Source organism: Streptomyces glaucosporus, from assembly GCF_039533345.1.
Classification (GTDB): Bacteria; Actinomycetota; Actinomycetes; order Streptomycetales; family Streptomycetaceae; genus Streptomyces; species Streptomyces glaucosporus.
Window position 1 is genome coordinate 36,560 of the sequence record NZ_BAAATJ010000036.1, and the last position, 25,873, is coordinate 62,432.

The following is a 25,873-nucleotide window of genomic DNA, read 5'->3' on the forward strand; positions in this document are numbered from 1 at the left end:
CATCGGTTAGGTTAGCCTACGCTCATCTACCGGCACCATCCCCGTACAGGAGACGCACCATGTCCCGCTTCCCCCTGCCCAGAATCGGTCGTCTCCTCCAGGCCGCGCTCGCTTCCTCCCTGGTCATTGGCCTGAGCGCATGTGGAGGTTCTGATTCCGGCAGCGGGGGCGAGAGCGGCGACGGCAAGGGGACGCAGGCCGAACGCTCCGTGGAGACCGCCTACGGCACGGTGAAGGTCCCCTCCGACCCGAAGCGCGTCGTCGCTCTCGGTGACACCTCCCTGGACACCGCGCTGTACCTGGGCGTCGAACCGGTCGGCACGAGCAGCGCCCGCGGCGCGGACACCGTCCCCGGCTACCTGGGCGACAAGGCGAACTCCGTGCCGCTGGTCGCCACGGTGCAGGAGCCGAACATCGAGGCGATCCTCAAGGCCGAGCCCGACCTGATCCTCGCCTCGCCGAGGATCGAGAAGTCCCAGTACGAGGCCCTCAGGGCCGTGGCGCCCACCGTCGTCCCGAAGAACGAGAACTGGAAGCAGCCGGCGGAGACCTACGCCGAGGCCCTGGGCGAGAAGGCCGCCTTCGACAAGAAGCTCGGCGCCCTGCTGGACCGCGCGGCCGACGCCGCGGGCGGGAACGACCCGGGGTCGGCCGTGGTGGTCCGCTGGATGCCCGCCGGCCCCATCGTGATGAACGCCGCCAACATGCCCAGCGGCCTGCTGAAGGAGGCGGGGGCCACGCTCATGCCGATCGCGGAGGACCTGAAGGCGCCCCACTCGGACCCGCTGTCCCTGGAGAACCTCGACGAGATCGACGCCGACCGCGTCTTCGTCGCCACCCTCAACGCCGAGGGTGAGAAGGCCCTCGAGGCCGCCGGGAAGCAGAAGTCCTTCACCCGTCTGAAGGCGGTGCGGGACGACCGGGTCAGCGGGGTCGACGGCCAGGTGTGGAGCAGCAGCTCGGGCCCGTACGCGATGGAGAAGGTCGTCGAGGACATCGAGGCCGCGTACGCCGGGTGAGCCCGGCCCCGCCCCCGTCCGCCGTGCCCGGCACCCGGCCATGGGGTGCCGGGCACGGCTCGGACGGGCCGCCGCCGGTCTCAGTGGCCGCGGTCGATCCACTCCCGCAGGTGCGGGGCCTCCGCTCCGACGGTGGTGGACTCCCCGTGCCCGGTGCGCACCACCGTCTCGGGGGGCAGCGTCAGCAGCCGGTCGCGGATGGAGGCGATGATGGTCGGGAAGTCGGAGAACGACCGCCCGGTCGCGCCCGGTCCGCCCGCGAACAGCGTGTCCCCGGTGAACACCGTGCCCAGGTCGGGCGCGTACAGGCACACCGCGCCCGGCGCGTGACCCGGGGTGTGCAGCACCCTCAGCCCGGTGCCGGCCACCGTCAGCGTCTGCCCGTCGGCCAGCTCGCCGTCCGGGGCCCGGCCCGGATGGGTCAGCTCCCACAGCGGCCGGTCGTCGGGGTGGAGCAGGATCGGGGCGCCGGTGGCCTCGGCCAGCGCCGGTGCGGCGTTGACGTGGTCGTTGTGGGCGTGGGTGCACACGATCGCGGTCAGCCGCCGGCCGGCCAGCGCGGCGGTGACGGCGTCCGGGTCGTGGGCGGCGTCGATGACGATCGCCTCGGTGTCGTCGCCGACGATCCAGACGTTGTTGTCCACCTCCCAGGCGCCGCCGTCCAGGGTGAAGACGCCCGAGGTGGTCAGGTGGTCGATCCGGGCGGCCATCAGAAGACCACCACCGAACGCAGCACGTCGCCGGCCTTCATGCGGTCGAACGCCTCCTCCACCTGGTCCAGGGCGATGGTCTCGGTGACGAAGGCGTCCAGGTCCAGCCGGCCCTGCAGGTACAGGTCGATCAGCATCGGGAAGTCCCGGCTGGGCAGGCAGTCGCCGTACCAGGACGACTTCAGCGCCCCGCCCCGGCCGAACACGTCCAGCAGGGGCAGCTCCAGCTTCATCTCCGGGGTGGGCACCCCCACCAGCACCACCGTCCCCGCCAGGTCCCGGGCGTAGAACGCCTGCCGGTAGGTCTCCGGCACCCCGGCCGCGTCGATCACCACATCCGCGCCGAACCCGCCGGTCAGCTCCCGCACCGCCTCCACCGCGTCGTTCTCACGGGAGTTCACCGTGTGGGTGGCGCCCAGCGACCGGGCGACCTCCAGCTTCCGGTCGTCGATGTCCACGGCGATGATCCGCGCGGCGCCGGCCAGGTTCGCGCCCATCACCGCCGCGCCGCCCACCCCGCCGCAGCCGATCACCGCCACGCTGTCGCCGCGCTGCACGCCCCCGGTGTTCAGCGCGGCCCCGAGCCCGGCCATCACCCCGCAGCCCAGCAGTCCGGCCACCGCCGGCGACGCGGCCGGATCGACCTTGGTGCACTGTCCGGCATGGACCAGGGTCTTCTCCGCGAACGCCCCGATGCCCAGCGCCGCGGTCAGCTCGGCGCCTCCCCCGGACTCCGTCCGGGAGGGGCCCTCGTCCAGCGTCATCCTCTGCGCGGCGTTGTGGGTGTCGAAGCAGTACCACAGCTTCCCCCGCCGGCAGGCCCGGCACCGCCCGCACACCGCCCGCCAGTTGAGGATCACGAAGTCGCCCGGCGCCACCTCCTCCACGCCCGCGCCGACCGCCTCCACCACCCCGGCGGCCTCGTGGCCGAGCAGGAACGGGAAGTCGTCGGAGATCCCGCCCTGCCGGTAGTGGTAGTCGGTGTGGCACACCCCGCACGCCTGGATCCTCACCACCGCCTCCCCCGGCCCCGGATCCGGCACCACGATCGTCTCCACCGACACCGGCAGGCCCTTGCCCCGGGCCACCACCGCCCGCACCTTCTGCGACATCTCCACGACCTCTCTCGCGTTCACTCGGACGGCCGGCCCCGGGACCGCCGTCTCGCGGCCCCGGGATACGGCCTCGTCCGAGACCTACCCGCAACGGGAGGGACCTCCAAGCACATGCGGCGCCGTCGGGGCCGTGTCGGGGCGGCCGGGCGGGTGCCCGTCAGGAACCGAAGCCGAAGCTCTGCGTGGTGTAGGCGCACTCCGTGTAGATGTAGCCGTGGTCGAGTTCGACGGTGTCGGTGGCGGGGGACGCGCCGGAGCCCCCCATCGGCTTGTGCAGGAAGTACGTGGTGCCCGCGGGCAGGTGGACGGTCCGCTGCGGATAGTTCTTGCCGCTGTCCTTGCACGCCTGCGACCCCGCCGTCAGGGCGCTGGGGTACGTCGAGCAGTCGTCGCACGCCGGGAGGGTGAAGCTGCCGGTGACGGGGCCCGTGTAGAGGATCCTGATCTTCTCGGGGCTGTCGTTCTTGACCGTGACGGCGATGCTGCCCCCGGAGGCCGTCGTCGGCAGGCGCCTGCCCGCTTCGGGGATCTCCTGCGCGATCTCCGCGGCTATGACGATCTTCTGGGCGCGCGCCCGGTTCCTGTCGCGCTTGTGCGTGTCGACGAAGTCGTTCAGGGTCTCGATCGCCTCGTCGAAGCGGCCGTCCCGGTACCGGTCCACGCCGCAGGCGTAGGCGCCCGACCGCGCGCTCCTGTCGGCCCTGCCGGCGTTCTCGTCCAGGGCGTCGGCCAGGCCCGCCTCCTCCCCGGGCAGGCCGGCTACGCCGGTGCCGATGGCGCGCAGCCGTTCGACGGCCGAGCAGGGGTCGTCGCCCTTCAGCCCCTCGGCGGCCTCGTCGATCGTGGCGGCGACGGCCGAGTCGACCTTCTGCGCCTGCGGGGATCCGGGGAAGTCGGCGAGGAGGTCCCCGAACTTCTCCCAGGCGCCGTCGTCGCCGTCGCCGAGTTCCTCCGCTCCGCACTCGTAGAGGGAGGTGGCGAGTCTCTCGTCGGGCCAGTCGGCCAGGGAGCCGAGTGCCTTCCCGCCCATGGTGCCGGGCACGGTGCGCAGGTGCTCCAGCGGTGCGATGGCGTCGCAGTACCGCTTCCGTCCGTACGGGGCGCCGACCGTCTCGTAGTACGTCTCCAGCCGGTCGGGGACGCGGCCGGCCGCTCTGGAGCCCGGGTGGCCGGCGCTGAGGTCGCGGTAGACGGCCAGCGCCTCGCGGTAGTCGGGTTCGGCCGCGGCGAACGGTTTGCTCCCGGCGGTCCGGACGAGGCGGTCGGCCCGGTCGAGGCGGTCCAGGAGCATCCGCTCCACGGCCTCGTCCCGCGCCCCGGTGTACGCCGCGGCGCCTCCGGCCGGTACGGCGAGGAGCACCAGGCCGAGCAGGACGGCGACGGGCGGGCGCGGCGGCCAGGACAGCGGTGTGCGCAGTCCGCGGACCGCGCCGTGGACGGCCGCGGCCCCCAGGAGCGCGAGGTATCCGGCGAGGAGGCCGCCGGGGACGCCGTCCGGATCGGCGGGCAGGGCGGCCAGCAGCAGGACGCCGGTCGCGGTCCAGCAGACGGCCGCCGCGGCCCAGCGGCGTATCAGCGCGTAGCCGAGCCCGAGACCGCCGAGGTTGAGCAGTGCCACCGCGACGGCCCGCAGCGGGTCCGCCGGCGCGGGAGGCGGGGAGGGCGGCAGGGGCGGCGGCGGTGGCACCGCGAAGCCCGTGTTGCCGGAACCCGGGTCTCCGAAGCCCGTGCCGCCGTTCTGAGGTCCCCAGGACATCACGACTCCCCCCGTCGCCGATCACGTGTGACCACGCCGTTCCAGAGTGTAACGGCGGGCGCCCACAGTCCGACAGCCGGAAGGGGAGGGCCGGGGTTCCCGGCCCCGTGCCGTCCCCGGGTCCCGTCCCCTCCCCCGCTTCCCCCGCTGTGCGCGGGCGGGTCAGATCCCGTAGACGCGGGCCGCGGTCCCCCCGAAGACCTCGGCCCGCTCGGCGGGGGCGAGGTGCGCGGTGAGGGCGCGGGCGGTGTCGACGACCCGCCCGTAGGAGGCGGCGAGGAGGCAGACCGGCCAGTCCGAGCCGAACATCAGCCGCCGGGGGCCGAACGCCTCCAGGGCGGTGTCGGCGAACGGGCGCAGGTCCGCCACCGTCCAGGCGTCCCGGCGGGCCTCGGTGACCAGTCCGGAGAGCTTGCAGACCGTGTTCGGCAGCCCGGCCAGCCGCCGGAGGTCCCCGGCCCACGGTTCGGACCGGCCGTCGGCCACCGGCGGTTTGCCCAGGTGGTCCAGGACGAACACGAGGTCGGGGTGGGCCGCGGCGGCCTCCACGGCGGCGGGGAGCTGGTGCGGCAGGACCACCAGTTCGTGGACGAGGCCGGCCTCGGACAGCGCCCGCATGCCGCGGGCCACGTCCGGACGCAGCAGCCAGCGGGGGTCGGGCTCGCCCTGCACCTGGTGGCGGATGCCCACCAGGCGGTCGCCGCCCGGCCGTTCGCGGAGTCCGGCGAGGGCGTCGGCGACGCCGGGGGAGGTCAGGTCGGTCCAGCCGACCACGCCGGCGACCGGGTTGTCGGCGTCGGCCAGGGCGAGCAGCTCCGGGGTCTCCTCGGGAACGGTGACGGTCTGCACCACCACGGTGGCGTCCACGCCCGCCGCGGCCGCCTCGGGGACGAGGTCCGCCAGGAGGAAGTTCCGCCGCAGCGGGGCGAGTCCGTCCGCGGCCAGCCACTCCTGGTCCCGTGTCCGCAGGTCCCAGACGTGGTGGTGGGCGTCGACGGTCCGCGTTCCGTCCGCGCCGGCCGCGGCCGCTTCCTTCCCGGCCGTCTTCCCGGCCGTCTTCCCGGCCGTCACCGGGCCGCCGGGCGCGGGCGCAGCCCGGCCATGCCGCCGTCGACGGCCAGGGCGGTGCCGGTGACCGAGGCCGAGGCGGGTCCGGCCAGGTAGACGACGGCCGCCGCGACCTCCTCGGCCGTCACCAGGCGGCCCATGGGCTGGCGGGCCTCCAGGACGGCCCGCTCGGCGCCGGGGTCCCCGGCCGCGTCGAGCAGCCGGGCCACCCAGGGGGTGTCGACCGTGCCGGGGTTGACGCAGTTGACGCGGATGCCCTCGTGGACGTGGTCGGCCGCCATGGCGAGGGTGAGGGAGGCGACCGCTCCCTTGCTCGCGGAGTACAGGGCTCTGCGCGGCAGTCCGGCGGTGGCGGCGATCGAGCAGATGTTGACGACCGAGGCGTGTGCGGAGCGCCGCAGGTGGGGCAGGGCCGCGCGGGTGGTGCGGACGATGCCCAGCACGTTGACGTCCAGCACCCGGTGCCACTGCTCGTCCGGGTTGTCCTCCACCGTTCCCACGGCGCCGATCCCGGCGCTGTTGACCACGATGTCGATGCCGCCGAGGCGCGCGGCCGCCTCCTCGACGGCGGCGCGGACCGAGGCGTCGTCGGCGACGTCCGCGGTCAGGCCCGTCCACGGCTCCTCCCCGCAGTCGGGGGCGAGGTCGAGGACGGCCGCGTGCGCGCCGCCGGAGGCGAGCGCGCGGGTCACCGCCCGGCCGATCCCGGAGCCGCCTCCGGTGACGAGGGCCCGCAGTCCCCGCAGTCCGTCCGTGCCGGTGGTGCCCGCGCCGTCGGTGGTGCCGGTCATGCCGGGGCCTCCTCGTCCGCCGCCCTCCGGGCGGCCCAGTACTCGCCGTGGGGGAAGGTGTGGCGCGCGATGGACTCCCGTCTCATCGCGGCGGAGAAGCCCGGTGCCGTCGGGGCGGCGTAGTGGCCCCGGCGGATCACCACCGGGTCGAGGAAGTGCTCGTGGAGATGGTCGACGTACTCGATGGCCCGGTCCTCGGTGGTGCCGCTGAGCGCCACGTAGTCGAACATCGCCAGGTGCTGGACGAGTTCGCACAGGCCCACCCCGCCGGCGTGCGGGCAGACGGGGACGCCGAACCTCGCGGCCAGCAGCAGGATCGCCAGGTTCTCGTTGACGCCGCCGACCCGGGTGGCGTCGATCTGGAGGACGTCGATCGCGCCGGCCCGCAGCAGCTGCTTGACCACGACGCGGTTGTGGGCGTGTTCGCCGGTGGCGACCCTCACGGGTGCCACGGCGGCGCGGATCGCGGCGTGGCCGAGCACGTCGTCGGGCGAGGTGGGTTCCTCGATCCAGTACGGGTCGAACTCGGCGAGCACCCTCGTCCGGGCGACCGCCTCCGCCACGTCCCACCGCTGGTTGGCGTCGACGGCCAGGCGGACGCCGTCGCCGATCGCGGCGCGGGCGGTGCGGCACCGGCGGACGTCGTCCGCCGGGTCGGCTCCCACCTTCAGCTTGATCTGCGTGAAGCCCTCGGCGACCGCCTCCCGGGCCAGCCGGGCGAGCTTCTCGTCGGAGTAGCCCAGCCAGCCGGGCGAGGTGGTGTAGGCGGGGTAGCCCCGTTCCAGCAGCGCGGCCTCACGCCGCTCCCTGTCCCGTCTGCCCCTCCGGAGCAGGGCCAGGGCCTCGTCGGGAGTGAGGGCGTCGGTGAGGTACCGGAAGTCGACCTGGGAGACCAGCCACTCGGGGGAGGCGTCGGCGAGCAGTTTCCACAGGGGTTTGCGGGCGCGTTTGGCGGCGAGGTCCCACACGGCGTTGAGCACCGCGCCGACCGCCATGTGCATCACGCCCTTCTCCGGTCCCAGCCAGCGCAGCTGGCTGTCGTCGGCCAGCGTGCGGGCGAGTTTTCCCGGGTCGGCGCACAGGTCGTCGACGGGCAGGCCGAGGACGTGGTGCCGCAGGGCCTCGATCGCGGCCACCTGGACGTCGTTGCCGCGGCCGATGGTGAAGACGAATCCGTGTCCCTCGGCGGCGCCTCCGGCGCCTTCCGGGGCGTCCCCGTCCGCGTCGGTGCGCAGGATCAGGTAGGCGGCCGAGTAGTCGGGGTCGGGGTTCATGGCGTCGGAGCCGTCCAGTTGCCCGGAGGTGGGGAACCGGACGTCGTGGGTCTCGAACCCGGTGATCCGGGGGGACGCGGCGGGCACGGGGGCCCTCAGGCCTGGACGAAGGTCTGGCGCTGGCGGCCCAGACCGTCGATCTCGGCCTCGACCACGTCGCCCGCCCGCAGGTAGGGGGCGTCCGGCAGGCCGAGGGCCACTCCGGCAGGGGTTCCGGTGTTCACCAGGTCACCGGGTTCGAGGACCATGTGCCGGCTCAGGTACCAGATCAGGTGCGCCACGTCGAAGACCATGTCGGAGGTGTGGCCCGCCTGGCGCTCGCGGCCGTTCACCGACAGGCGCAGTCCGAGCTTCTGCGGGTCGCCGGCCTCGTCGGGGGTGACCAGCCACGGCCCGAGCGGGTTGAAGGTCTCGCACGACTTGCCCAGGTCCCACTGGGGGGACCGGTCGAGCTGGAACTCGCGCTCGGAGACGTCGTGGCTGACCGCGTAGCCGGCGATCAGCGCGTGCGCCTCGTCGGGCGAGTCGAGGTAGCGTGCGCGGGATCCGATGACGACGCCGAGTTCGACCTCCCAGTCGGTGCGGGCCGAGCCGCGCGGGATGAGCACCTCGTCGTACGGGCCGACGACGGTGCCCGGGTCCTTCAGGAAGACCACCGGGCGTTCGGGGATCGCGGCGCCGGTCTCGGCGGCGTGGTCGCGGTAGTTGAGGCCGATGCACACGATCTTCCCCGGGCGGGCGACCGGCGCCCCGGTGCGCGTGCCCGCCGGGACGTCGAGTTCGGGGAGGCGGCCCTCCTCCAGGGCGGCGCGGAGGCGTCCGACGCCGCCGGAGGCGAAGAACGCGCCGTCGAAGTCGCGGGTCACGCCGGAGGCGTCCAGCGGCCGGCCGTCGTCGGCCAGGACGGCCGGGCGCTCCGCGCCCTGGGGGCCGAGGCGGGTGAGTCTCACGGATTCTCCTTCGCTCTGCCGGCACGGTGGCGCGGCGGCACGGCGTCGCGTGCGGTGCCGGGGCGGGCCGTCCACAGTGAAGCCATAGTCCTCGGATGTGTATGCCGAATTCAAGACGCAGGAGCGAACCACCGCGTGTTTTCAAGCAAAAAGGTCCGATGTCTGTCGCCGGTGGTTCAGTCCGGCAGTCCCCCGCCTGCCTCCAGCCACCGCTCGACCGCGGCGACGTGCACCGCGGCCGCCGCCTCGGCAAGGTGCGGGTCACGGGCCTCCAGCGCCCGGAGGATGGACTCGTGCTCGCGGTGCGCGGCCTCCAGGGCCGCGGCGGCGTCCCGGCCGCGCACCACCCGGACGTGGTGGGTCCGGGTGGAGAGGGCCCGCAGCAGTACGGAGAGGACCGGGTTCCCGACCGTCTCCACGATCATGTGGTGGAACTCGCTGTCCAGGGAGACGAACTCCTCGGCCGACTCCGCCCGCGCGCACCGCTCCAGGACCTCCCGCAGTTCGCGCAGCCGCTCGTCCCCGATCAGCGCGGCCGCCATCGCGGTCGCCCGCGGCTCCAGCATCCGCCGCACCTGGAGGAGGTGCCGGGCCGCCTCCCCCCGGGAGACGTCGGAGGCGAAGGAGAGCGTCTCCAGCAGCAGCTGGGGCTCCAGGCTGGAGACGTAGGTCCCGTCGCCGTGCCTGACCACCAGGATCCTCATCGCGGTCATGGCCCTGACCGCCTCGCGCAGCGAGTTGCGCGACAGTCCGAGCTGTTCGGCGAGCACCTCCTCCTTCGGCAGGCGGGCGCCCGGCGACAGCCTGCCGGTGACGATCATCTCCTTGATCTTCTCGATCGCCCTGTCCGTCACGGACATTCCGCAACCTCCGTCGTCCGGGTCCCGGCCCGCGTCCGTCGCGGGTCCTCGGCGCCTGCGGCGATCGTCGCAGAACCCCGGCTCAGAGCAGCAGCAACTGCAGTCCGCCGGCGGTCGTCGCCGCGATCACCAGCCGGTCGAAGAGCTTCTGGTCGATCCGGGCGGCGGTCGCCCGCCCGACGAACGCTCCGGCCACCACGAGGACGACCAGCATCGCGTCCAGCCGCAGCGACTCGGCGCCGATCAGGCCGAGACCGACCATGAACGGCACCTTGAAGGCGTTGACGGCCAGGAAGAACCAGGCGGAGGTGCCCAGGAAGCCGAGCTTCCGGAACCCGGCGGAGAGGAGGTAGAGCGACATCACCGGCCCGCCCGCGTTGGCGACCATGGTCGTGAAGCCGCCCAGCACGCCGTACGACCGCACCGCGTACCGCCCGGCCCGTCGCTCCGGCTCCGGGGACGGGGGCCGGCCGCGCCCGGTGTCCGCTCCCCCCGCGTCCCCGCCGGCGGCCGCGCGGCGCCGCCAGAGCGTCACGGCGACCATCAGGATCAGGATCGCGCCGATCGACCGCCGGATCAGCGCGTCGTCGGCCCATGCCACGAACACGGTGCCGGCGACGACTCCGACGACCACCGCGGGGAACATCCGCAGCAGTGTCGGCCAGTGCGCGTGCCGCCGGTAGGTGATCACCGCGATCACGTCCCCCACCAGCAGCAGGGGCAGCAGGACGCCGGTGGACTCCCGCGCAGGGAGCACCGCCGCGAAGACCGCGAGGCTGACGGTGTTGGCTCCGTTGACCGCCGTCTTGGAGAAGCCGACGAGCGCCGCGGCCGCCGCCAGCGCCGTGAAGCCCCAGATGCCGATGTCCATGTCGGGAGTCGATGCTATGCCCTGGCCTGCCGCCGGCGCGGCGGGGTCCGTGCGGGGACGCGGCAGCGTCCCGGCGGGGGCGGTCAGGGGGCGGTCAGGGGGCCAGGACGTCCAGCTCGTGGAGGGCGCCCACCGTGATCTCGCGGGTCAGCCGCTCGGCGCGGGCGGCGTCGCCCTCCCGTACCGCTTCCGCGACCTGCACGTGGAGGGTGACGGCGGCCGGGTCGGGGTCCTCGAACATCACCTGGTGGTGGGTGCGGCCGGCCAGCACCTCCGCGACGAGGTCGCCGAGGTGGGCGAACATCTCGTTTCCCGAGGCGTTCAGGACGATCCGGTGGAAGGCGATGTCGTGCACCAGGTACCCCTCCAGCTGCCGGCCGCGCGAGGTGGCGACCATGCCGAGGGCGCACTCGGTGAGTTCCGCGCACTGCTCGGGCGTGGCGTTGCGCGCCGCCAGCCCCGCCGCCACGGGTTCGACCGCCGAGCGCAGCACGGTCAGGGACCGCAGCTGACGGGGGCGGTCGGCACCGGCCAGGCGCCACCTGATGACCTGCGGGTCGTAGACGTTCCACTCCTCGGTGGGGCGCACGGTGACGCCCACGCGCCGGCGGGACTCCACCAGACGCATCGACTCCAGGACGCGGACCGCCTCGCGCATCACCGGACGCGACACCCCGAACCTCTCGGCCAGCTCGTCGGTGCGCAGCACACTGCCGGGCGGACACTCGCCGGCCGTGATGGCGAGCCCGAGGACGTCCAGTACGCGTGCGTGCTGTCCCGGGGCCCGAATCGTCATGGCCCTCAGCCTACGCAGCACCCACTCGAACAAAAAGTCAGATTACTTCATCACAGCCTCTTGATTTCATATGACCTTTAGGTTTCAGTGACCTGGCATACAGATGTCGACGGAGACAGCGAGGCACCGATGAGCCCTTCCCCTGTCGTCGTGGTCATGGGCGTGGCGGGTACCGGCAAGACCACGATCGGCCCCCTGCTCGCGGACCGGCTCGGCGTTCCCTACGCCGAGGGCGACGACTTCCACCCCGCGGCCAACATCGCGAAGATGACGGCAGGGCAGCCCCTGACCGACGAGGACCGCCTGCCCTGGCTGGACGACATCGGCGCCTGGGCCCGCGGCCGGGAGGGACTCGGCGGGGTCGTGAGCTGCTCCGCACTGAAGCGGAGCTACCGCGACCGTCTGCGGGCCGCCGCGCCGGGCGTGGTGTTCGTCCACCTCGCCGGCGACCGCCGGCTCATCGAGGACCGCATGTCGCACCGCGAGGGCCACTTCATGCCCACGGCCCTGCTGGACTCGCAGTTCGCCACGCTCCAGCCGCTGGAGCCGGACGAACCCGGCTTCGCCGTCGACGTCTCCGGCAGCCCCGAGGAGATCGCCGAACGGGCTGCCGCCGCCCTCCGCGACCACCGGCGGCGGCAGCCGGCCCCGTAGCGGCGGCCCCCTCCCGGGCAGACGCGTCCGCCCCGGCCTCCGCGCCTGCCGCACCCCCTCACCCCGACCCACTGCAAGGAACAGACCGTGACCAGACTCAGCGTCGAGATGCTGGCAGCGGACGCCGTCGAGCCGATCACCTCCGCGGGCCACGCCCGGCTCGGGATCGCCGTCCTCGCGGGCATCGCCGTCATCGTCCTGCTCATCACCAAGTTCAAACTCCACGCGTTTCTGGCGCTGACCATCGGCTCCCTGACGCTCGGCGCCCTCGCCGGCGCCCCGCTGGACAAGGCGATCGCCAGCTTCAGCAGCGGCCTCGGCTCCACGGTGGCCGGTGTGGGCGTGCTGATCGCCCTCGGCGCGATCCTCGGCAAGCTGCTGGCCGACTCCGGCGGCGCGGACCAGATCGTCGACACCATCCTCGCCAAGGCGGGCGGACGAGCCATGCCGTGGGCGATGGTCCTCATCGCCTCGGTGATCGGACTGCCGCTCTTCTTCGAGGTCGGCATCGTCCTGCTGATCCCGGTCGTGCTCATGGTGGCCAAGCGGGGCAACTACTCGCTGATGCGCATCGGCATCCCGGCCCTCGCGGGCCTGTCCGTGATGCACGGTCTCATCCCCCCGCACCCCGGCCCGCTGGTGGCGATCGACGCGCTCGAGGCCGATCTCGGCGTGACCCTCGCCCTGGGCATCCTCGTCGCCGTCCCGACCGTGATCATCGCGGGTCCGGTCTTCTCCCGGTACGCGGCCCGCTGGGTGGACGTGGCCGTCCCCGAGCGGATGATCCCCGAGCGTCCCTCCGAGGAACTGGAGAGGCGTCCCGGCTTCGGCGTCACCGTCGCCACGGTGCTCCTGCCCGTCGTGCTGATGCTCGCCAAGGCCCTGGTGGACATCGTCGTGGACGACCCCGGGAACGCCGTGCAGCGGACCTTCGACGTCGTCGGCTCGCCCATGGTCGCGCTGCTCGCCGCGGTGATCGTCGGGTTCTTCACCCTCGGCCGCGCCGCCGGGTTCGGCAGGGAGCGGCTCGCCTCCACCGTCGAGAAGTCCCTCGGGCCCATCGCCGGCGTGCTGCTCATCGTCGGCGCGGGCGGCGGGTTCAAGCAGACCCTCATCGACGTCGGCGTGGGCCGGATGATCCTGGACTTCTCCGAGGACTGGTCGATCCCGGCGCTGCTGCTGGCGTGGCTGATCGCGGTGGCCATCCGTCTCGCCACCGGTTCGGCGACCGTCGCGACCATCTCCGCGGCCGGCCTGGTCGCGCCCCTGGCGGCCGACATGTCGACCACCCACGCGGCCCTGCTGGTCCTCGCGATCGGCGCCGGCTCGCTCTTCTTCAGCCACGTCAACGACGCCGGGTTCTGGCTGGTCAAGGAGTACTTCGGGCTGGACATCGGCCAGACCGTCAAGACCTGGTCGGTCATGGAGACCGTCATCTCGGTGGTGGCCGGCGCCCTGGTGCTCCTGCTGTCCCTGGTGATCTAGCGTCCAGAACCCCCGTTCCACGGCGGCGGGAGTCCCTCCGGGGGCTCCCGCCACCGCCGTCCGCGGGCGCGGGGAGACGGTCCGGCTCCCGGCCGGGGCGGCCCCGGTGCCGCGCCCTGTGATCCGCTCCGGCGACCGACAGCGCCGTACGGCACCGCTAGCCTTGTCAAGTACACGACGGGGTTGGGGAGCGGCGGCCCGGCGGGTCCGCCGGGGGGAGGGGAAGCCATGCGGGTACCCGAAGTGGTCGAGGCCGAGTCGGGCGTCCACCTGGTGACGGGCAGCAACACCAACTGGGTGATCATCCGGGAGGACGACGCGGTGACCCTGGTGGACACCGGCTACCCCGGGGACCGGGAACTGCTGCTCGCCTCGCTGGCCGCGGTCGGGGCCGATCCCCGCGCCGTGGCGGCCGTGCTGATCACCCATGCCCACAGCGACCACATCGGCTCGGCGGAGTTCCTGCGCGCGGAGTACGGGACGCCGGTGCTGGCGCACCGGGAGGAAGTCCCCCACGCACGCCGGGACTTCCTCCAACAGGTCTCCATCGGGCAGATCCTGGCCAACGGCTGGCGGCCCGGAGTCCTGCCCTGGGCCCTCCACGCGCTGCGCTCCGGCGGCAAGAAGGAGACGCCGGTCGCCGAGCCCCGGGCGTTCCCGGACGCGGGTCCGCTCGACGTCCCCGGGCGTCCGGTACCGGTCCACACCCCCGGCCACACCGACGGGCACAGCGCCTACCACCTGCCCCGGGCCGGGATCCTGATCACCGGGGACGCCCTCGTCAACGGGCACCCCACCTCCGCCCTCCGCGGCCCCCAGCTGCTCCCCCGCATGTTCCACCACGACCGGGCCCACGCGCTGGACTCCCTCACCGCCCTGGAAGGGCTCGGCGCCGACGTCCTGCTCCCCGGCCACGGGCCGGTGCACCGCGGGCCGGTCCGGGCCGCGGTGCACCACGCGCGCGAGCTGGCCGGCTGAGCCGCCCCCGCCCGGCCGGGGGCGGCCCGGTGCACGGCGTGCGCCGGGGTCCCGCCGGGGAGGCCCTCCCCCGGGCGCGGCGGGCCGGCCGCCAAAGTGCTCAGAGGGGGCGGAACAGCTCTCCGGCGTTGCGGAGGGTGTGCTCGGCGACGCGCTTGCCGAGCACGATCCCGGCCTCGTCGGCGGTCCTGGTGTGGATGCCCGAGTAGACGCGCGCGTCGACGTTCTCGTCCGACAGCCGGCGCCAGGAGGTGTAGGTCCTGGTCACTCCGGGCGCGGTCGGGCTGGTCAGGTCGAACGGGGCGGTCGTCGGCCCGGTGAGCGCGGTCAGCACGCCCTCGGCGGCGCCCGAGTAGGTGGTGTGCCCGCTCGGGTAGTCGGGGTGGGCCGGGGTGTCGTGCAGCGGTGTCCACCGCGGGTCGGGGTCGATGTCGCCGGTGCGGATCGCGGTGACCGGGCGCCACCTTCGGTGGGCGTACTTGCTGTCCGAGGTGGCGATCTGGGTGTCCACCAGTGCCACGTGGAACAGGGCGACCAGTTCGGCCTGCTCGGCCTCCGTCCCCTTCGACCGGGACAGGGCGACTCTCAGCGGCTCGGTGTAGAGGGTCAGGGAGGAGCCGTACCAGAAGTTCGCCGTCTCCGTCTGCCGCTCGGTGCGCCGCCCGCTGTCGGCGGCGCCGTACTCGCGGACCTCCGCCAGGTCCTCGCGGTAGCGCGCGGAGTCCAGCGCGGGCGGGGCCGGGAGGCGGTACCGGTCGGCGCGGTCCAGCAGGAACGGCCGTGCGAGGCGGCTGCCGTACTGGGTGGCCGGCGCGTACGCGGGCGGGGTGGGCCGCCAGACGCCGGGGGCGGGCGCCGGGACGGCGAAGGGGGCGTTGACCGACGCCGGGTCCAGCCCGTCGCCCCGGCGGGCGCGGAGCACCAGGTCCGCCTGGTGCTCGCCGGCCGCCACGCCCAGGTCCTCGGCGGGGCCGTCGGGGACACGGTCGAGGGTCTCGCGGAGCGCGGCGTCCAGCCGCTCGGCGCGGTCCGGGGCGAGGGCGGTCAGGGAGCGGTGCACCGCCGCGGCGAGGGCGGCCTCCCGGTAGGCCCGGCGGTCCTCCGGGGCGATGCGGGCGGGCACGGTGCGGGTGGCGCGTGCCGCCGCGAGCCATCCGATCGCCCAGGTGCGGTTGTTGGTGACCTGGGTGGGTGCTCCGGCGGCGGCGACGGTCTCGGCCGTGGTGTCGTACCAGTCGACGGCCACCGAGGCGCGGGGCCGGGGTCCGTCCGCCGCGGTGGGCGGAAGGGCGGCGGTCAGGGCCAGTACGGCCGCCGAGGCGAGGGCGGTCAGGGCCGCACGGGATCTGGGAATGTTCATGGATGTTCCTTTTGTCCTCAGTCTCGGTGAGCGTACTGGCTGTCGGGGCGGGGAAGGCCGTAGTGGTCGCGCAGTGTCGTGCCGGTGTACTCGGTGCGGAACAGGCCGCGTTGGCGCAGGATCGGCACCACGTGGTCGGCGAAGAGGTCGAAGCCCCCGGGCTGCCAGGGCGGCATGACGTTGAAGCCGTCGGCCGCCCCGTTGTCGAACCACTCCTGGATCCGGTCGGCGATCTGCTCCGGGGTGCCCGCGACGACGCGGTGGCCGCGGGCGCCGGCCAGGCGGTGGAGCAGTTGCCGCACCGTCGGCCGCTCCCGGTCGATGATGTCCAGGACCACCTGGAAGCGGCTGCCGCTGCCCCGCTCGCCGCCGGTCTCGACGAGTTCGCGCGGCACCGGCCCGTCGAGCGCCTCCTCCCCGAGTTCGAGGCCGAGGATGCGGTGCAGCTGCCGGAGCGAGTACTCGGGCCGGGTCAGTTCGTCGAACTCCTCGTGCAGCGCCCGCGCCTCGGCCTCCGTCGAGCCGATGAAGGGGCTGATCCCCGGCAGGACGAGCACGTGTCCGGGGTTCCGGCCCGCGGCCGCCACCCGTGCCTTGAGGTCCGCGTAGAACGCCCGGCCGCTCGCCAGGGTCTGGTGCGCGGTGAAGACGGCCTCGGCGTGTGCGGCGGCGAACGCCCGCCCGTCCTCGGACGACCCGGCCTGGACGTAGACGGGCCGGCCCTGGGGGGTGCGGGGGATGTTGAGCGGCCCGCGCACCCTCAGCCGCGGCCCCTCGTGGTCGATGGTGTGGATGCGGTCGGTGTCCGCGAACAGGCCCGTCTTCCGGTCGGCGACGAGCGCGTCGTCCTCCCAGCTGTCCCACAGCTTGGTCACGACCTCCAGGAACTCCCCGGCGCGCTCGTAGCGTTCGGCGTGCACGGGGTGGGCGTCGAGGCCGAAGTTCCACGCGGCCTGCGGCGCGCCGGTGGTGACGATGTTCCAGCCGGCGCGGCCCTTGCTCAGGTGGTCGAGCGAGGCGAACAGCCGGGCCAGGTTGTAGGGCTCGAAGTACGTGGTGGAGGCGGTGCCGATCAGGCCGATCCGCTCCGTGGCCGTGGCGATCGCCGTCAGCAGGGTGAACGGTTCGAGGCGGAACCTGCTGGCGTGGCGGACGTTGTCGGCGAGCGCCGGCCCGTCGGCGAGGAAGACGCCGTCGAAGGCGGCCGCCTCGGCCCGGCGGGCCAGGTCCTGGTAGTGGCCGACGTCCAGGAGGTGCTCCACGTCCGAGGCGTGGTGGCGCCAGGCGGCCTCGTGGTGCCCGCCGGGGTAGACGAACAGGTTCAGGTGCAGTTGCCGGCCGGTCACGGCTTCTCCCTCGATCGCGCCTTCGACTCCGCCCGCTCCTGCCGGGCCGGCGTCTCCACTCCCAGGTGTCCGAGCAGGCGGTCGCGGAGGGCCGCGTACTCGGGGGTGCCGGGCCGCCGGGGCCCGGCGAGGTCGACGGTGATGTCCGCCGCGATGTGGCCCCGGTCCAGCACCACCACCCGGTCGGCGAGCACGATCGCCTCGTCCACGTCGTGCGTCACCAGCAGCACCGCGGGCCGGTGGCGTTCGCACAGCCGCCGCAGCAGTCCGTGCATCCGGATCCGGGTCAGCGCGTCGAGCGCGCCGAACGGCTCGTCGGCCAGCAGCAGTTCGGGTTCGCGGACCAGGGAGCGGGCGAGCGAGACCCGCTGCTGCTCACCGCCGGACAGCTCGACCGGCCACGCGCGTTCCCGGCCTTCCAGGCCGACCTCGCGGAGCGCCGCGCGGCCCCGCTCCTCGGCGTCCGCCCCGGCGAGCCCCAGGACGACGTTGTCCAGGACCCGCTTCCAGGGCAGCAGTCTGGCGTCCTGGAAGACCACCGAGACCTGCTCGGGCGCGTCGATCCGGCCCGTGCCTTCCACCTCGTGGTCGAGTCCCGCCAGGGCGCGCAGCAGGGTGCTCTTGCCGGAGCCGCTGCGTCCGATGAGGGCGACGAACTCGTCGGCGTCGATGCTCAGGTCGAGGCCGTCGAGGACGCGCCGGCCCTCGAAGGAGCGGACCAGTCCGGTGATCCGGACGGCCGCGCCGTCCCCCCGGGGGTCTTCGCCGGGTTTCCGTTCCGCGGTCAGTCCGCGAGCGTGCGCCGCCATGTCAGCGTCCTCCTCTGCACCCACCGCACCAGTCCGTCGGAGAGGAGCCCCAGGAGGCCGTACACGACCAGGCCGACGATGATGACGTCGGTCTGCCCGTAGGTCCGCGCGAGCTCCATCATGTAGCCGATGCCGCCGGTGGCGTTCACCTGCTCGACGACGACCAGGGCCAGCCAGGCCGAGGTGACCGCGAAGCGCATGCCGAGCAGGAAGCCAGGCAGGGCCCCGGGCAGGACCACGTCCCGCAGGAACCGCGCCCGGCCGAGCCGTACCGTCTCCGCCAGTTCGACGTACCGGCTGTCGATGCCGCGCAGCCCGTTGTGGGTGTGCACGTAGACCGGGACGAGGACGCCCAGGGCGATCGTGACGACCTTCATGGTCTCGTCGATGCCGAACCAGAGGATCAGCAGCGGGATCATCGCGAGCGAGGGGATGGCCCTCTTGATCTGCACCGGGCCGTCGATCAGCCCCTCCCCGAGCCTGCTGAGCCCGGAGACGACGGCCAGGAGCAGGCCGCCCGCCACCCCGGAGGCGAGCCCGAGGAGCACCCTCTCGGCGGAGGTCCACAGGTTGGACTGGAGCCGTCCGTCGGCGACGAGGTCGCCCGCGGTGGCCACCACCGTCCAGGGGGCGGAGAGGCTGCGGGGGTCGATGAGGCCGGCGGCCGAGCCGGCCGACCAGACGGCGAGGAGCAGCCCGGGGCCGAGGGCCCAGCCGTATCTCAGGGGACGGCCCGGGCCCAGTCTCCGGCGGGCGCGGTTCCGGCCCGCAGGGGCGGTGCCCGCCGTGTCGGCGGTCCCCTTCCCGCCCGCCGGGGCGTCCACCGCGAGCGGTGCGGGTGCCTTCTCGGTGACCTCGGTCGTCATGAGTCCTGCTCCCCGTCCCTCGCGGTGTCCGCGACGGCGTCCGCCGCGACCGTCTCGTACCGGCGGTCGTAGAGGGTCTCCGCGTCGAACGGCTCGTTGCCGGTCTTCTCCGCCAGCAGGTCGACGGTCTCCTGGTGGCGCTCGATCACCGGGTCCCAGTCCGCCGGGATGCTCGTCTCGCCACTCGCCTCCACCAGGTACTCGCCGTCCTCGCGCGACAGGCCCTGGTCCTTGACGTAGTAGCCCTCGATCCATTCCTCCGGGTGCTCGTCGACCCAGATCAGCGCGCGGGCCCAGAACCTCACGAACTCCCTGATGGCGGCGGCCTTCCCGGGATCCCTCACGGACTCGGCGGGCACCCACAGGTGGGCGGGGTCGTCGCGCAGTCCGTGCTTGACCGTCTTCGCCCCGTCCTTGCCGTACTTCGCGGTGAAGCGCTTGATGTTGACGCCGCCGAGGGGCGCGACGTCCACCTGCCGGCTGCCGAGCGCCGTCGGGTAGACGTCTCCCGTGCTGGGCAGCTCGACGAGTTCCACGTCCTTCTCGCTCAGTCCCGCCTTGGCCAGGACGCGCAGCACGAGCGCGCCCTGGGCCTGGCCCGGGCTGTAGGCGATCCTCTTGCCGCGCAGGTCCTTCAGGGTGTCGACGTCCACGCCGGGGGCGATGCCGAGTTCGTAGACGGGGTTGCGCTCGGGATCCTTGCGGAATTCCGCGGCCACCAGCCTGGTGTCCAGCCCCGTCCAGCGCGCGTGGACGGACGGGATCTCGGCGGCCGAGCAGACGTCGAGTTCGCCGGCGCGGAACGCCTCGGAGCACTGCGGGCCGCCGCTCATCCGGACCCACTTGACCTTGAAGGGCAGCTTGCCGATCTGTCCCGACAGCCTCAGCGCCACCTCGGTCTCGGGGGCTCCGACGGCGATGGCCGTACCGGCGGGGACCTTCTCCGGAATCCTGCTGTCGGCCAAGTCCGCGCCGGTGTCGGCGGACCGGGCGGTCCGGGCGCAGCCGGTGAGGAGTTGGGCGGCCAGGACCGTCACGAGGGCAGCGGGTATCGCTTTGCGCATGGTGATTCCCAGGGATCGTCAGAGCTCGCCGGGGAGCCCTGTGAAAGGAGACTCTGCTGGAGGAAAGGCCGTTCACCGGGACGCGGGGCGTCGACCGGCGACAGGAACGAGCGGATTCGCCCGGAAGGGGAACGCGGCGGGGAAGTGCGCGCCGGAGGTCAGCGACACATCGCGGCGGCGACGCGCTTGAGGTCGACGGCGCGGCGGCGCGTGAACCGGGAGGAGAACCGCAGAGGAGTCTGCATGGGAAGGGAAGCTATCCGCGGCCGGATCGGCCGGTCAAGGCGCGATTCGCCGTTCCGGAGGTCCGGCAACGGCATTTTCGTACGGACGCCACACTCGCGTTACATTCCGCTTTCCGGACGCGGCCGACCGGCTTCGCAACGGAAAACACGGCTCCGGAAACCGGGACGGGAAAGCTTCGGAAAAGCGCCGGAAAAGAGAAGGAGCAGGGGAGGGGGAAAGGCCGCGGCCGGCCCGCCGGGCGGTCCGGCCGCGGCACGGAACGGCGGGTTCAGCCCGGCCGGACCGCGGTCCTGTCCGGCGTGTGGGCCGCCCAGTCCACGATCTGCACCGCCGCGCCGGCCGCCTCCAGCCCCCGGCAGTGCGCGTGGTGCCTGCGGGCGATGCCGTCCAGGTCGAGGTGGGCCCCGAAGGCGGGGTCGGCCGCCAGCCGCCGCGCGTAGGCCCACAGGTGCGGGTGCTCGGCGATGCGGTGGACCGCGGCGGCGTCCAGGTGCCAGCGGTGCACGGTGTCCAGCTGCACCAGTGTCACCCACAGGTGGACGTCGGCGGCGGTCGGTCCGTCGCCCAGGACGTGGTCGTGCCGGGTGAGCCGCACCTCCAGCGCGTCCAGGGCCAGGAGCAGGGCGCCGAGGGCGGTGTCGCGTTCCGCGCCGCCCGCGCCGGGCCGTCCCGCGCGCTGCGCGGCCTCGTTGATCCCCTCCTCGCAGAGGCGTTCGACGGCCGCGATCCCCGCCGCGGCCTCCGGGGGGTACAGGTCGGGGCCTCCGCCGAACCGCCTCGCCAGGTCGCGCAGGATGTCGGGGGTGTGCGTGCTGACGATCCGGCCCGTCCAGTCGTCCGCGAGGGCGGGCGCCGTGGCCGCTCCGGAGTATCGGTGGGCGCCGGCCTCGTACAGCGGGCGCAGCGCGGAGTATCCGCCGTCCGGCCCGTCGGGCACGGCGGGCAGGAGCGTCACCGGGAGGACGTCGTCGAGGCCGAGCAGGCTGTGCGTGACCGCGATCCGCAGACAGTGGGGGCAGGGCAGGCACAGATGGAGGCGGTAGCGGCGCGGCACGGCGTAATGGCCGCTGCGGGCGTCGCGGCCGATCCTGCCCCTGAAGGACGGCACGGCTGTGGGACGTGTGGCGGACATGCGTCTCCCTGGTTCCGGGGTCCGGTTCGCAGACGTGGCGGAGATCGTGGGGGACGGGCGCGCGGCGGCGTCGGCACGTGCCCGGTGCGCGGTGGGGTGCTGCCGACTCAGCGCAGGGGACTCGCCGCGCTGGAGACGCGCAGCAGGTCGATGTGGCGACGGGACGTCAGGAGGAACGGCGGACGGGGCGCGTGGGGCGCACGGCCACCGCTCCGCTCCGAACACCCCATGCTTTTCCTACCTGTTCACTAGGTTTCCTGTTGTGGAGTGTCGGGCGACTCCCCCGGCTCCGTCAAGGGCGTCTTCCGCGTCACATCGGGCATCCCGCATGCCGAGACGCCGATCCCGCCGTGCTTCCGCCGCGTGTTCGCCGCGTCCCCGCCGTGTTCGCCGCTTCCGGCCGGCCCGGGCCCCGGTGCGCGGCCGGCGGCGGGGCCGCGCCCCGCCGCCGGTGATCGTCAGCGTCCGCGGCTCCGGACCGGCCGGCCGCCTCCGATCCCCGCCATGTGCAGGGCCAGCAGGCCCAGCCCGAGGAGCGTGAGATTGGTGGGCGAGAAGACCTCGTTCGTCGCCAGTTCCGCGATGTTGATCAGGAACGCGATGAAGAACAGCACTGCCGCCGCCATGCCGAGCACGGGGTGTCTCCCTTCTCCCGGTGGTGAACTCCGTGTGCCCCGAAGGCCCGTTCGGACACCGGGTTCCGCCGACGCGATCCGGTTCCCGCGGCGCGCGGCGGCGTCCAGGCCACGGGCACACGGCCGGTGCCCGGTCGCCCTTCGAACTGAGCGGACCCGGGGAGCCCACCGCGTGATCACCGGAGGTCGTGCGGCTTCCCGGGGACCCCGAACGCGGTACGGGCCGGTCCCGGCGCGCCCGCGCCGGAGGATCACGTCGAGCGTCTTCTCACCGCCGTACGGGACCCGGCGTCCCGCCGCCGGCGCCACGGCGGCGGGACGGCGCTTCCCCGGCCACGGTCCTCAGCCGGCCCGTTCCTCGTCCGCCGCCGTGACGTCCGCCGCCGTGACGTCCGGCGGGCTCGCCGGACGGCGGTCGCCCCCGGACCGGGCGGGGAGGTTGACCACCACGAGCGCGAAGGCGGCGAGCATCACGTTGCGCGCCGCCGCGTCCAGGCCGTTCCAGTCCGAGGACTGCCACATGGCGAACCACTCCCCGCCGATGGCGAAGAAGCCCAGCCCGAACAGGAGCAGGACCATCACCAGGCCGAGGGTGGAGGCCCGGCGGGCCCGGTCGTGGCCGCCGCCGCGCAGGCCCGCCACCCAGAGCCAGGCGGCGAGGAGCAGCACGAGGGCGGTGAGGGTCTCCCAGACGATGATGGCGACGTAGGCGGCGTCCTGGAGGGCGGGCGACTCGATCGCCCGCCACATCAGGTCCGGGTCCTCGAACGTGGTGTCCATCGCCAGGACGTGCCGGACGAACTGCCGGTTGGTGTCGAAGTCGGTGATGTTGCCGAAGGCGACCAGGACCATGTAGACCGCCACGGTCGCCGTCAGCGCGGCCGCCGCGACGGATGGTGTGCCCAGCGAGAGCAGCCGGTCCGTCCCGGTCCTGGTGCGCGCTTCCCCGCCTGCCATGCGTCCTCCCCCGGTCGGGTTCTGAAACCGTCCCCTCAATCCTGGCAGGGAGGCGGGGCGGAGCGCCCGGTTTTCCTGCGGCCCGTCACCGGGGCGCGGCGTCGCGCGCGTCGCACAGGGCGTGGTCGACCAGGGTCCTGACGCCCTGGAGCTGGCGCACGGCGGTGGCCTCGTCGGCGGGGCGGCTGTGCACGGAGACGGTGACGGCGGCCTGCCCGTCCCCGGTCACGGCGGATTGCACGATGCTGCCGAACCCGCTGCCGCCGTGCTCCCAGTACCCGCCTCCGCAGGAGAGCGGCGTCCGGTAAAGACCGAGCCCACAGCGCCTGCCGGGCGGGCTGCCGGCCTCCTGGGGGATCCCGGTCGTCCGCCGCATCTCGGCGAGTTGGGCGGGGGCCAGCAGTTCCCCCCGCATCAGGGCCGTGAAGAACCTGTTGAGGTCCGCCGTGGTGCCGATCATCGATCCGTCGGCGTCCCCGTCGAAGGGAAGGTAGGCGACCGTGGTGTCGACCATCGGCCCACCCGGCTCGAACTGCTGGTGATTGCGGGCGTGGGGGCGCGGCAGGAACGGCCGGTCGCCCGGAGTGAGAGTGCGGACGAGCCGCAGCGGGCGCAGGATCCTGCTCCGCACCTCCTCCTCCCAGGAGCGGCCCGTCACCGACCTGATCACCATGCCCGCGAGGACGTAGTTGGTGTTGGAGTACTCCCAGCCCGCCCCGGGTTCGAAGGAGGGCGGGTGCTTCATGGCGAGGGCGACGCGCTCCTCGGAGGTGCAGGTGGTCCAGCGGTTCCGCCGGTACCCCTCGGCGCTGAGGTCCGGGGCGACGTCGGCGATGTAGTCGGGGATTCCGCTCGTGTGCCGGAGGAGGTGGCGCAGGGTGATGCGGCGGCCGTCGTTCCCGCTGCCCCGGACCACTCCGGGCAGCCACCGCTCCACCGTGTCGGCGAGCGACACGCGCCCCTCGCCCACGAGTTGAAGGAGCACGGTCGCGACGAACGTCTTGGTGGTGCTGCCGATCCGCACGTACCCGTCCAGGGGGACGGGCCGTCCGGTGTCGAGGTCGCCCACCCCGCTGCGGACGCTCCACGTCCCGTGGGGGGTGTCCAGTCTGGCCGACACTCCGACGACCCCGGCGTCGCGCAGCGCGTCAACGTCCTGCCGCAGCCGGGAGGTCCGGGGAGTCGCCGCCGTCCCGGTTCCGGGGAGGGCGAGGGACAGCAGGGGCGCGGCGGCGAGGGCGGCCGCCGTCCGGCGGGTGATCCCGCGTCGTGGAACGGACATGGACCGACCGTACGAAGGCACGCGGCGAGCGGCCATCCGGCAGACCGGAGACCGCGTGGTCGGGCTCTCCCGAACCCCCCGCTCCGGGCAGCCGCCCCTCCGGAGGGGCGGCTGCCCGGTCACCGGGTGCGAAAGGGCGTCAGGCGGCGGCGAGACCGGTCTTGAGCGCGGTGGCGATCTTCACCACGCGCTCGGCCTGGATGCGGGCGGCGGTGCGGGTGGTGTCGTCGACGGGGTTGTTGCCCTGGGCGTCGACGTGGGAGGTGCCGTAGGGGTTGCCGTCGGCGAACTTGGCCGGGTCGGTGTAGCCGGGGGCGACCAGGATGCCGCCGAAGTGGTGGATGGTGTTGTACAGGGCCAGCAGGGTGGACTCCTGGCCGCCGTGGGCGGTGGAGGAGGAGGTGAAGCCGCTGTAGACCTTGTCGGCGAGCTTGCCCTGGGCCCACAGGCCGCCGAGGGTGTCGATGAACTGCTTGAGCTGGGAGGCGATGTTGCCGTAGCGGGTGGGGGAGCCGAAGATCACCGCGTCGGCCCACTCCATGTCGTCGGGGGTGGCGTGGGCGACGTCGGCGGTGGCGGCTGCGTTGGCGGCCCAGGCCGGGTTGGAGTCGACGGCCTCCTGCGGGGCCAGTTCGGCGGCCTTGCGCAGGCGGACCTCGGCGCCGGCCTTCTCCGCGGCCTGGGCGATCTCCCGGGCTATCGCGGCGACGGTGCCGGTGGAGGAGTAGTAGACGACGGCGAGCTTGACAGGGGTGCTCACGGCTGCGGTCTCCGTTCCGTTGGTGTCGTGTGTGCGGTTGCGGCCGGGCGGGCAGCCCGTGCCGGGTTCCGCCGCGCGGCCCGTGACCGCGCAACGGAACTTATGTTGAACCTTAAACCATTCTGCCGCCGAAATCCTCCCCGGACGGAAACGGCGCCGCCGAAGAGTGAGCTGTTTCCAACTTGGCTGATTGGCTGACCGGTTGGCGTGGGGGCGGTGTCCGGGAAGAGGTGAAGCTCCTGGTAGACGGGGCGTCGACCAAGATCAACCTGTCAGGCCAGGAACTTCGTTGTGCTTGTCCACCCATCGGGGCTGGATCTGTCCAGCTCGGCCCTTCGCCACCTGTCGGAGCTGCTGACAGCCCGGCGGGCGGAGCGCGGAACGCGGTGGCGGCGTCTGCCGGTCGGTCGGCAGGCTCTGCCGGTCCTGGTCCACCTGCGGTGCGGCCATACGTATGCGCAGCTCGCGGCCGGTCTTGGAGTCAGCACCGCGACGGTGTACCGGTACGCGGCCGAGGCAGTGGAGGTGCCGGCTGCCCGGGCGCCGGGCCTCCCCGCCGCAGCCGGGCCGCGGCGGGGAAGGCGTATCTGGTCCTGGACGGCACCCTGCTGCCGATCTACTGGGTGCACCTCCCGGCCGAAGGCGGGGGGAGATCGCCGCCGACCGGCCCTACTACTCCGGGAAGCACCGCAGGCACGGGATGAACGTGCAGGTCCTGGCCGATCCGTCCGGAAGGCTGATCTGGGCCTCACCCGCACTGCCCGGCGCGGTCCACGACCTCACCGCGACCCGCACGCACGGCATCATCGACGCCCTGGCCGACGCGGATGTGCCGCGTCGGACGGACAAGGGCCACCAGGACGCCGGCGGCACCATCCGGGTCCCGTACCGGGGACGGTGGGAGACGCTCTCGGCGGGCCAGCAGGCGGTCAACCGTCCCACGCGAAGATCCGGGCCCTCGTCGAGCAGGCCACCGCCCCCTTCACGTCCTGCAGGGTCCCTTGCATGATCGCGTTCTGTCCGGGTTCATCCGGTGAGGCCGAGGGCGGTCAGGGGTCTGCGGCAGTCGCGGGCGGTGTGGCGTAGGGC

26 protein-coding genes and 1 pseudogene are annotated in these 25,873 nt (G+C 73.5%); 5 read left to right on the plus strand and 22 right to left on the minus strand.

Annotated elements, in window-relative coordinates; translation table 11 throughout:
- Positions 1–59: 59 nt before the first annotated feature.
- Positions 60–1,019, plus strand: a complete 960-nt coding sequence (locus ABD358_RS26395; RefSeq protein ID WP_344633658.1) for an ABC transporter substrate-binding protein — start codon at positions 60–62, stop codon at positions 1,017–1,019.
- A gap of 80 nt (positions 1,020–1,099) precedes the next feature.
- Here the strand turns inward: ABD358_RS26395 and ABD358_RS26400 are convergent, their stop codons facing one another.
- The 10 genes from ABD358_RS26400 to ABD358_RS26445 all read right to left on the minus strand — a co-directional run bounded on the left by ABD358_RS26400 (position 1,100) and on the right by ABD358_RS26445 (position 11,210).
- Positions 1,100–1,729: an MBL fold metallo-hydrolase gene (locus ABD358_RS26400; RefSeq protein ID WP_344633659.1), complete on the minus strand. Its 630-nt coding sequence runs from the start codon at positions 1,727–1,729 to the stop codon at positions 1,100–1,102.
- Entirely contained in the window at positions 1,729–2,841 is a 1,113-nt protein-coding gene (locus tag ABD358_RS26405; RefSeq protein WP_344633660.1) for an S-(hydroxymethyl)mycothiol dehydrogenase, read from the minus strand. Before ABD358_RS26405 ends, ABD358_RS26400 begins: the two co-directional genes overlap by 1 nt.
- A gap of 160 nt (positions 2,842–3,001) precedes the next feature.
- Entirely contained in the window at positions 3,002–4,600 is a 1,599-nt protein-coding gene (locus ABD358_RS26410) for a hypothetical protein (RefSeq protein ID WP_344633661.1), read from the minus strand.
- A 162-nt stretch (positions 4,601–4,762) separates the two neighbouring features.
- Positions 4,763–5,569 carry an amidohydrolase family protein gene (locus tag ABD358_RS26415; RefSeq protein WP_425576432.1) on the minus strand — a complete coding sequence of 269 codons (807 nt, stop codon included), beginning with the start codon at positions 5,567–5,569 and terminating at the stop codon, positions 4,763–4,765.
- Between the two features lie 98 nt (positions 5,570–5,667).
- Positions 5,668–6,459, minus strand: a complete 792-nt coding sequence (locus tag ABD358_RS26420) for an SDR family NAD(P)-dependent oxidoreductase (protein ID WP_344633663.1) — start codon at positions 6,457–6,459, stop codon at positions 5,668–5,670.
- On the minus strand, positions 6,456–7,820 hold the full coding sequence (locus ABD358_RS26425; protein WP_344633664.1) for an enolase C-terminal domain-like protein: 1,365 nt from the start codon (positions 7,818–7,820) through the stop codon (positions 6,456–6,458). The genes ABD358_RS26420 and ABD358_RS26425 overlap by 4 nt, the downstream gene beginning before the upstream one ends.
- 8 nt (positions 7,821–7,828) lie before the next feature.
- Positions 7,829–8,683 carry a fumarylacetoacetate hydrolase family protein gene (locus ABD358_RS26430; protein WP_344633665.1) on the minus strand — a complete coding sequence of 285 codons (855 nt, stop codon included), beginning with the start codon at positions 8,681–8,683 and terminating at the stop codon, positions 7,829–7,831.
- Positions 8,684–8,859: 176 nt separating this feature from the next.
- Positions 8,860–9,543, minus strand: a complete 684-nt coding sequence (locus ABD358_RS26435) for a FadR/GntR family transcriptional regulator (protein WP_344633666.1) — start codon at positions 9,541–9,543, stop codon at positions 8,860–8,862.
- 82 nt (positions 9,544–9,625) lie between these two features.
- Complete coding sequence (locus ABD358_RS26440) at positions 9,626–10,414, minus strand: TSUP family transporter (RefSeq protein WP_344633667.1); 789 nt, start codon at positions 10,412–10,414, stop codon at positions 9,626–9,628.
- Between the two features lie 94 nt (positions 10,415–10,508).
- A complete protein-coding gene (locus tag ABD358_RS26445; protein ID WP_344633668.1) occupies positions 10,509–11,210 on the minus strand; it encodes a FadR/GntR family transcriptional regulator in 702 nt (233 codons plus the stop codon).
- Positions 11,211–11,339: 129 nt separating this feature from the next.
- On the opposite strand from ABD358_RS26445, the gene ABD358_RS26450 reads away from it, so the two are divergent.
- The 3 genes from ABD358_RS26450 to ABD358_RS26460 all read left to right on the plus strand — a co-directional run bounded on the left by ABD358_RS26450 (position 11,340) and on the right by ABD358_RS26460 (position 14,327).
- Complete coding sequence (locus ABD358_RS26450) at positions 11,340–11,864, plus strand: gluconokinase (RefSeq protein WP_344633669.1); 525 nt, start codon at positions 11,340–11,342, stop codon at positions 11,862–11,864.
- 87 nt (positions 11,865–11,951) lie between these two features.
- Positions 11,952–13,349, plus strand: coding sequence for a GntP family permease (locus ABD358_RS26455; protein ID WP_344633670.1), 1,398 nt, complete (start codon positions 11,952–11,954; stop codon positions 13,347–13,349).
- 228 nt (positions 13,350–13,577) lie between these two features.
- Entirely contained in the window at positions 13,578–14,327 is a 750-nt protein-coding gene (locus ABD358_RS26460; protein ID WP_344633671.1) for an MBL fold metallo-hydrolase, read from the plus strand.
- A 100-nt stretch (positions 14,328–14,427) separates the two neighbouring features.
- Here the strand turns inward: ABD358_RS26460 and ABD358_RS26465 are convergent, their stop codons facing one another.
- The 12 genes from ABD358_RS26465 to wrbA all read right to left on the minus strand — a co-directional run bounded on the left by ABD358_RS26465 (position 14,428) and on the right by wrbA (position 24,784).
- Complete coding sequence (locus ABD358_RS26465) at positions 14,428–15,687, minus strand: vanadium-dependent haloperoxidase (protein WP_344633672.1); 1,260 nt, start codon at positions 15,685–15,687, stop codon at positions 14,428–14,430.
- A gap of 17 nt (positions 15,688–15,704) precedes the next feature.
- Positions 15,705–17,033 (minus strand): LLM class flavin-dependent oxidoreductase, encoded by a 1,329-nt coding sequence (locus ABD358_RS26470; protein ID WP_344633673.1) that lies wholly within the window; start codon positions 17,031–17,033, stop codon positions 15,705–15,707.
- Positions 17,030–17,842, minus strand: a complete 813-nt coding sequence (locus ABD358_RS26475) for an ABC transporter ATP-binding protein (protein WP_344633674.1) — start codon at positions 17,840–17,842, stop codon at positions 17,030–17,032. Before ABD358_RS26475 ends, ABD358_RS26470 begins: the two co-directional genes overlap by 4 nt.
- Entirely contained in the window at positions 17,818–18,708 is an 891-nt protein-coding gene (locus ABD358_RS26480; RefSeq protein WP_344633675.1) for an ABC transporter permease, read from the minus strand. Before ABD358_RS26480 ends, ABD358_RS26475 begins: the two co-directional genes overlap by 25 nt.
- Positions 18,705–19,772: an ABC transporter substrate-binding protein gene (locus tag ABD358_RS26485; RefSeq protein ID WP_344633676.1), complete on the minus strand. Its 1,068-nt coding sequence runs from the start codon at positions 19,770–19,772 to the stop codon at positions 18,705–18,707. The genes ABD358_RS26480 and ABD358_RS26485 overlap by 4 nt, the downstream gene beginning before the upstream one ends.
- A gap of 158 nt (positions 19,773–19,930) precedes the next feature.
- Complete coding sequence (locus ABD358_RS28525) at positions 19,931–20,092, minus strand: putative leader peptide (protein WP_425576431.1); 162 nt, start codon at positions 20,090–20,092, stop codon at positions 19,931–19,933.
- Positions 20,093–20,286: 194 nt separating this feature from the next.
- Positions 20,287–21,150, minus strand: a complete 864-nt coding sequence (locus ABD358_RS26490; protein WP_344633677.1) for a glutathione S-transferase C-terminal domain-containing protein — start codon at positions 21,148–21,150, stop codon at positions 20,287–20,289.
- Between the two features lie 107 nt (positions 21,151–21,257).
- Positions 21,258–21,380, minus strand: a complete 123-nt coding sequence (locus ABD358_RS26495; protein ID WP_344633678.1) for a putative leader peptide — start codon at positions 21,378–21,380, stop codon at positions 21,258–21,260.
- Positions 21,381–21,608: 228 nt separating this feature from the next.
- Positions 21,609–21,785 carry a hypothetical protein gene (locus ABD358_RS26500; RefSeq protein ID WP_344633679.1) on the minus strand — a complete coding sequence of 59 codons (177 nt, stop codon included), beginning with the start codon at positions 21,783–21,785 and terminating at the stop codon, positions 21,609–21,611.
- Between the two features lie 342 nt (positions 21,786–22,127).
- Positions 22,128–22,742, minus strand: a complete 615-nt coding sequence (locus tag ABD358_RS26505; RefSeq protein WP_344633680.1) for a DUF2165 domain-containing protein — start codon at positions 22,740–22,742, stop codon at positions 22,128–22,130.
- Between the two features lie 85 nt (positions 22,743–22,827).
- Positions 22,828–24,024: a serine hydrolase domain-containing protein gene (locus tag ABD358_RS26510; protein ID WP_344633681.1), complete on the minus strand. Its 1,197-nt coding sequence runs from the start codon at positions 24,022–24,024 to the stop codon at positions 22,828–22,830.
- A 139-nt stretch (positions 24,025–24,163) separates the two neighbouring features.
- The gene (gene wrbA / locus ABD358_RS26515) at positions 24,164–24,784 is read right to left on the minus strand and encodes an NAD(P)H:quinone oxidoreductase (protein WP_344633682.1); all 621 of its coding nucleotides are present in this window, start codon (positions 24,782–24,784) and stop codon (positions 24,164–24,166) included.
- Positions 24,785–25,075: 291 nt separating this feature from the next.
- Here wrbA and ABD358_RS26520 point away from each other — a divergent pair.
- Positions 25,076–25,783: pseudogene (locus ABD358_RS26520) on the plus strand (transposase family protein); the annotation flags it as partial.
- Positions 25,784–25,873 lie beyond the last annotated feature (90 nt).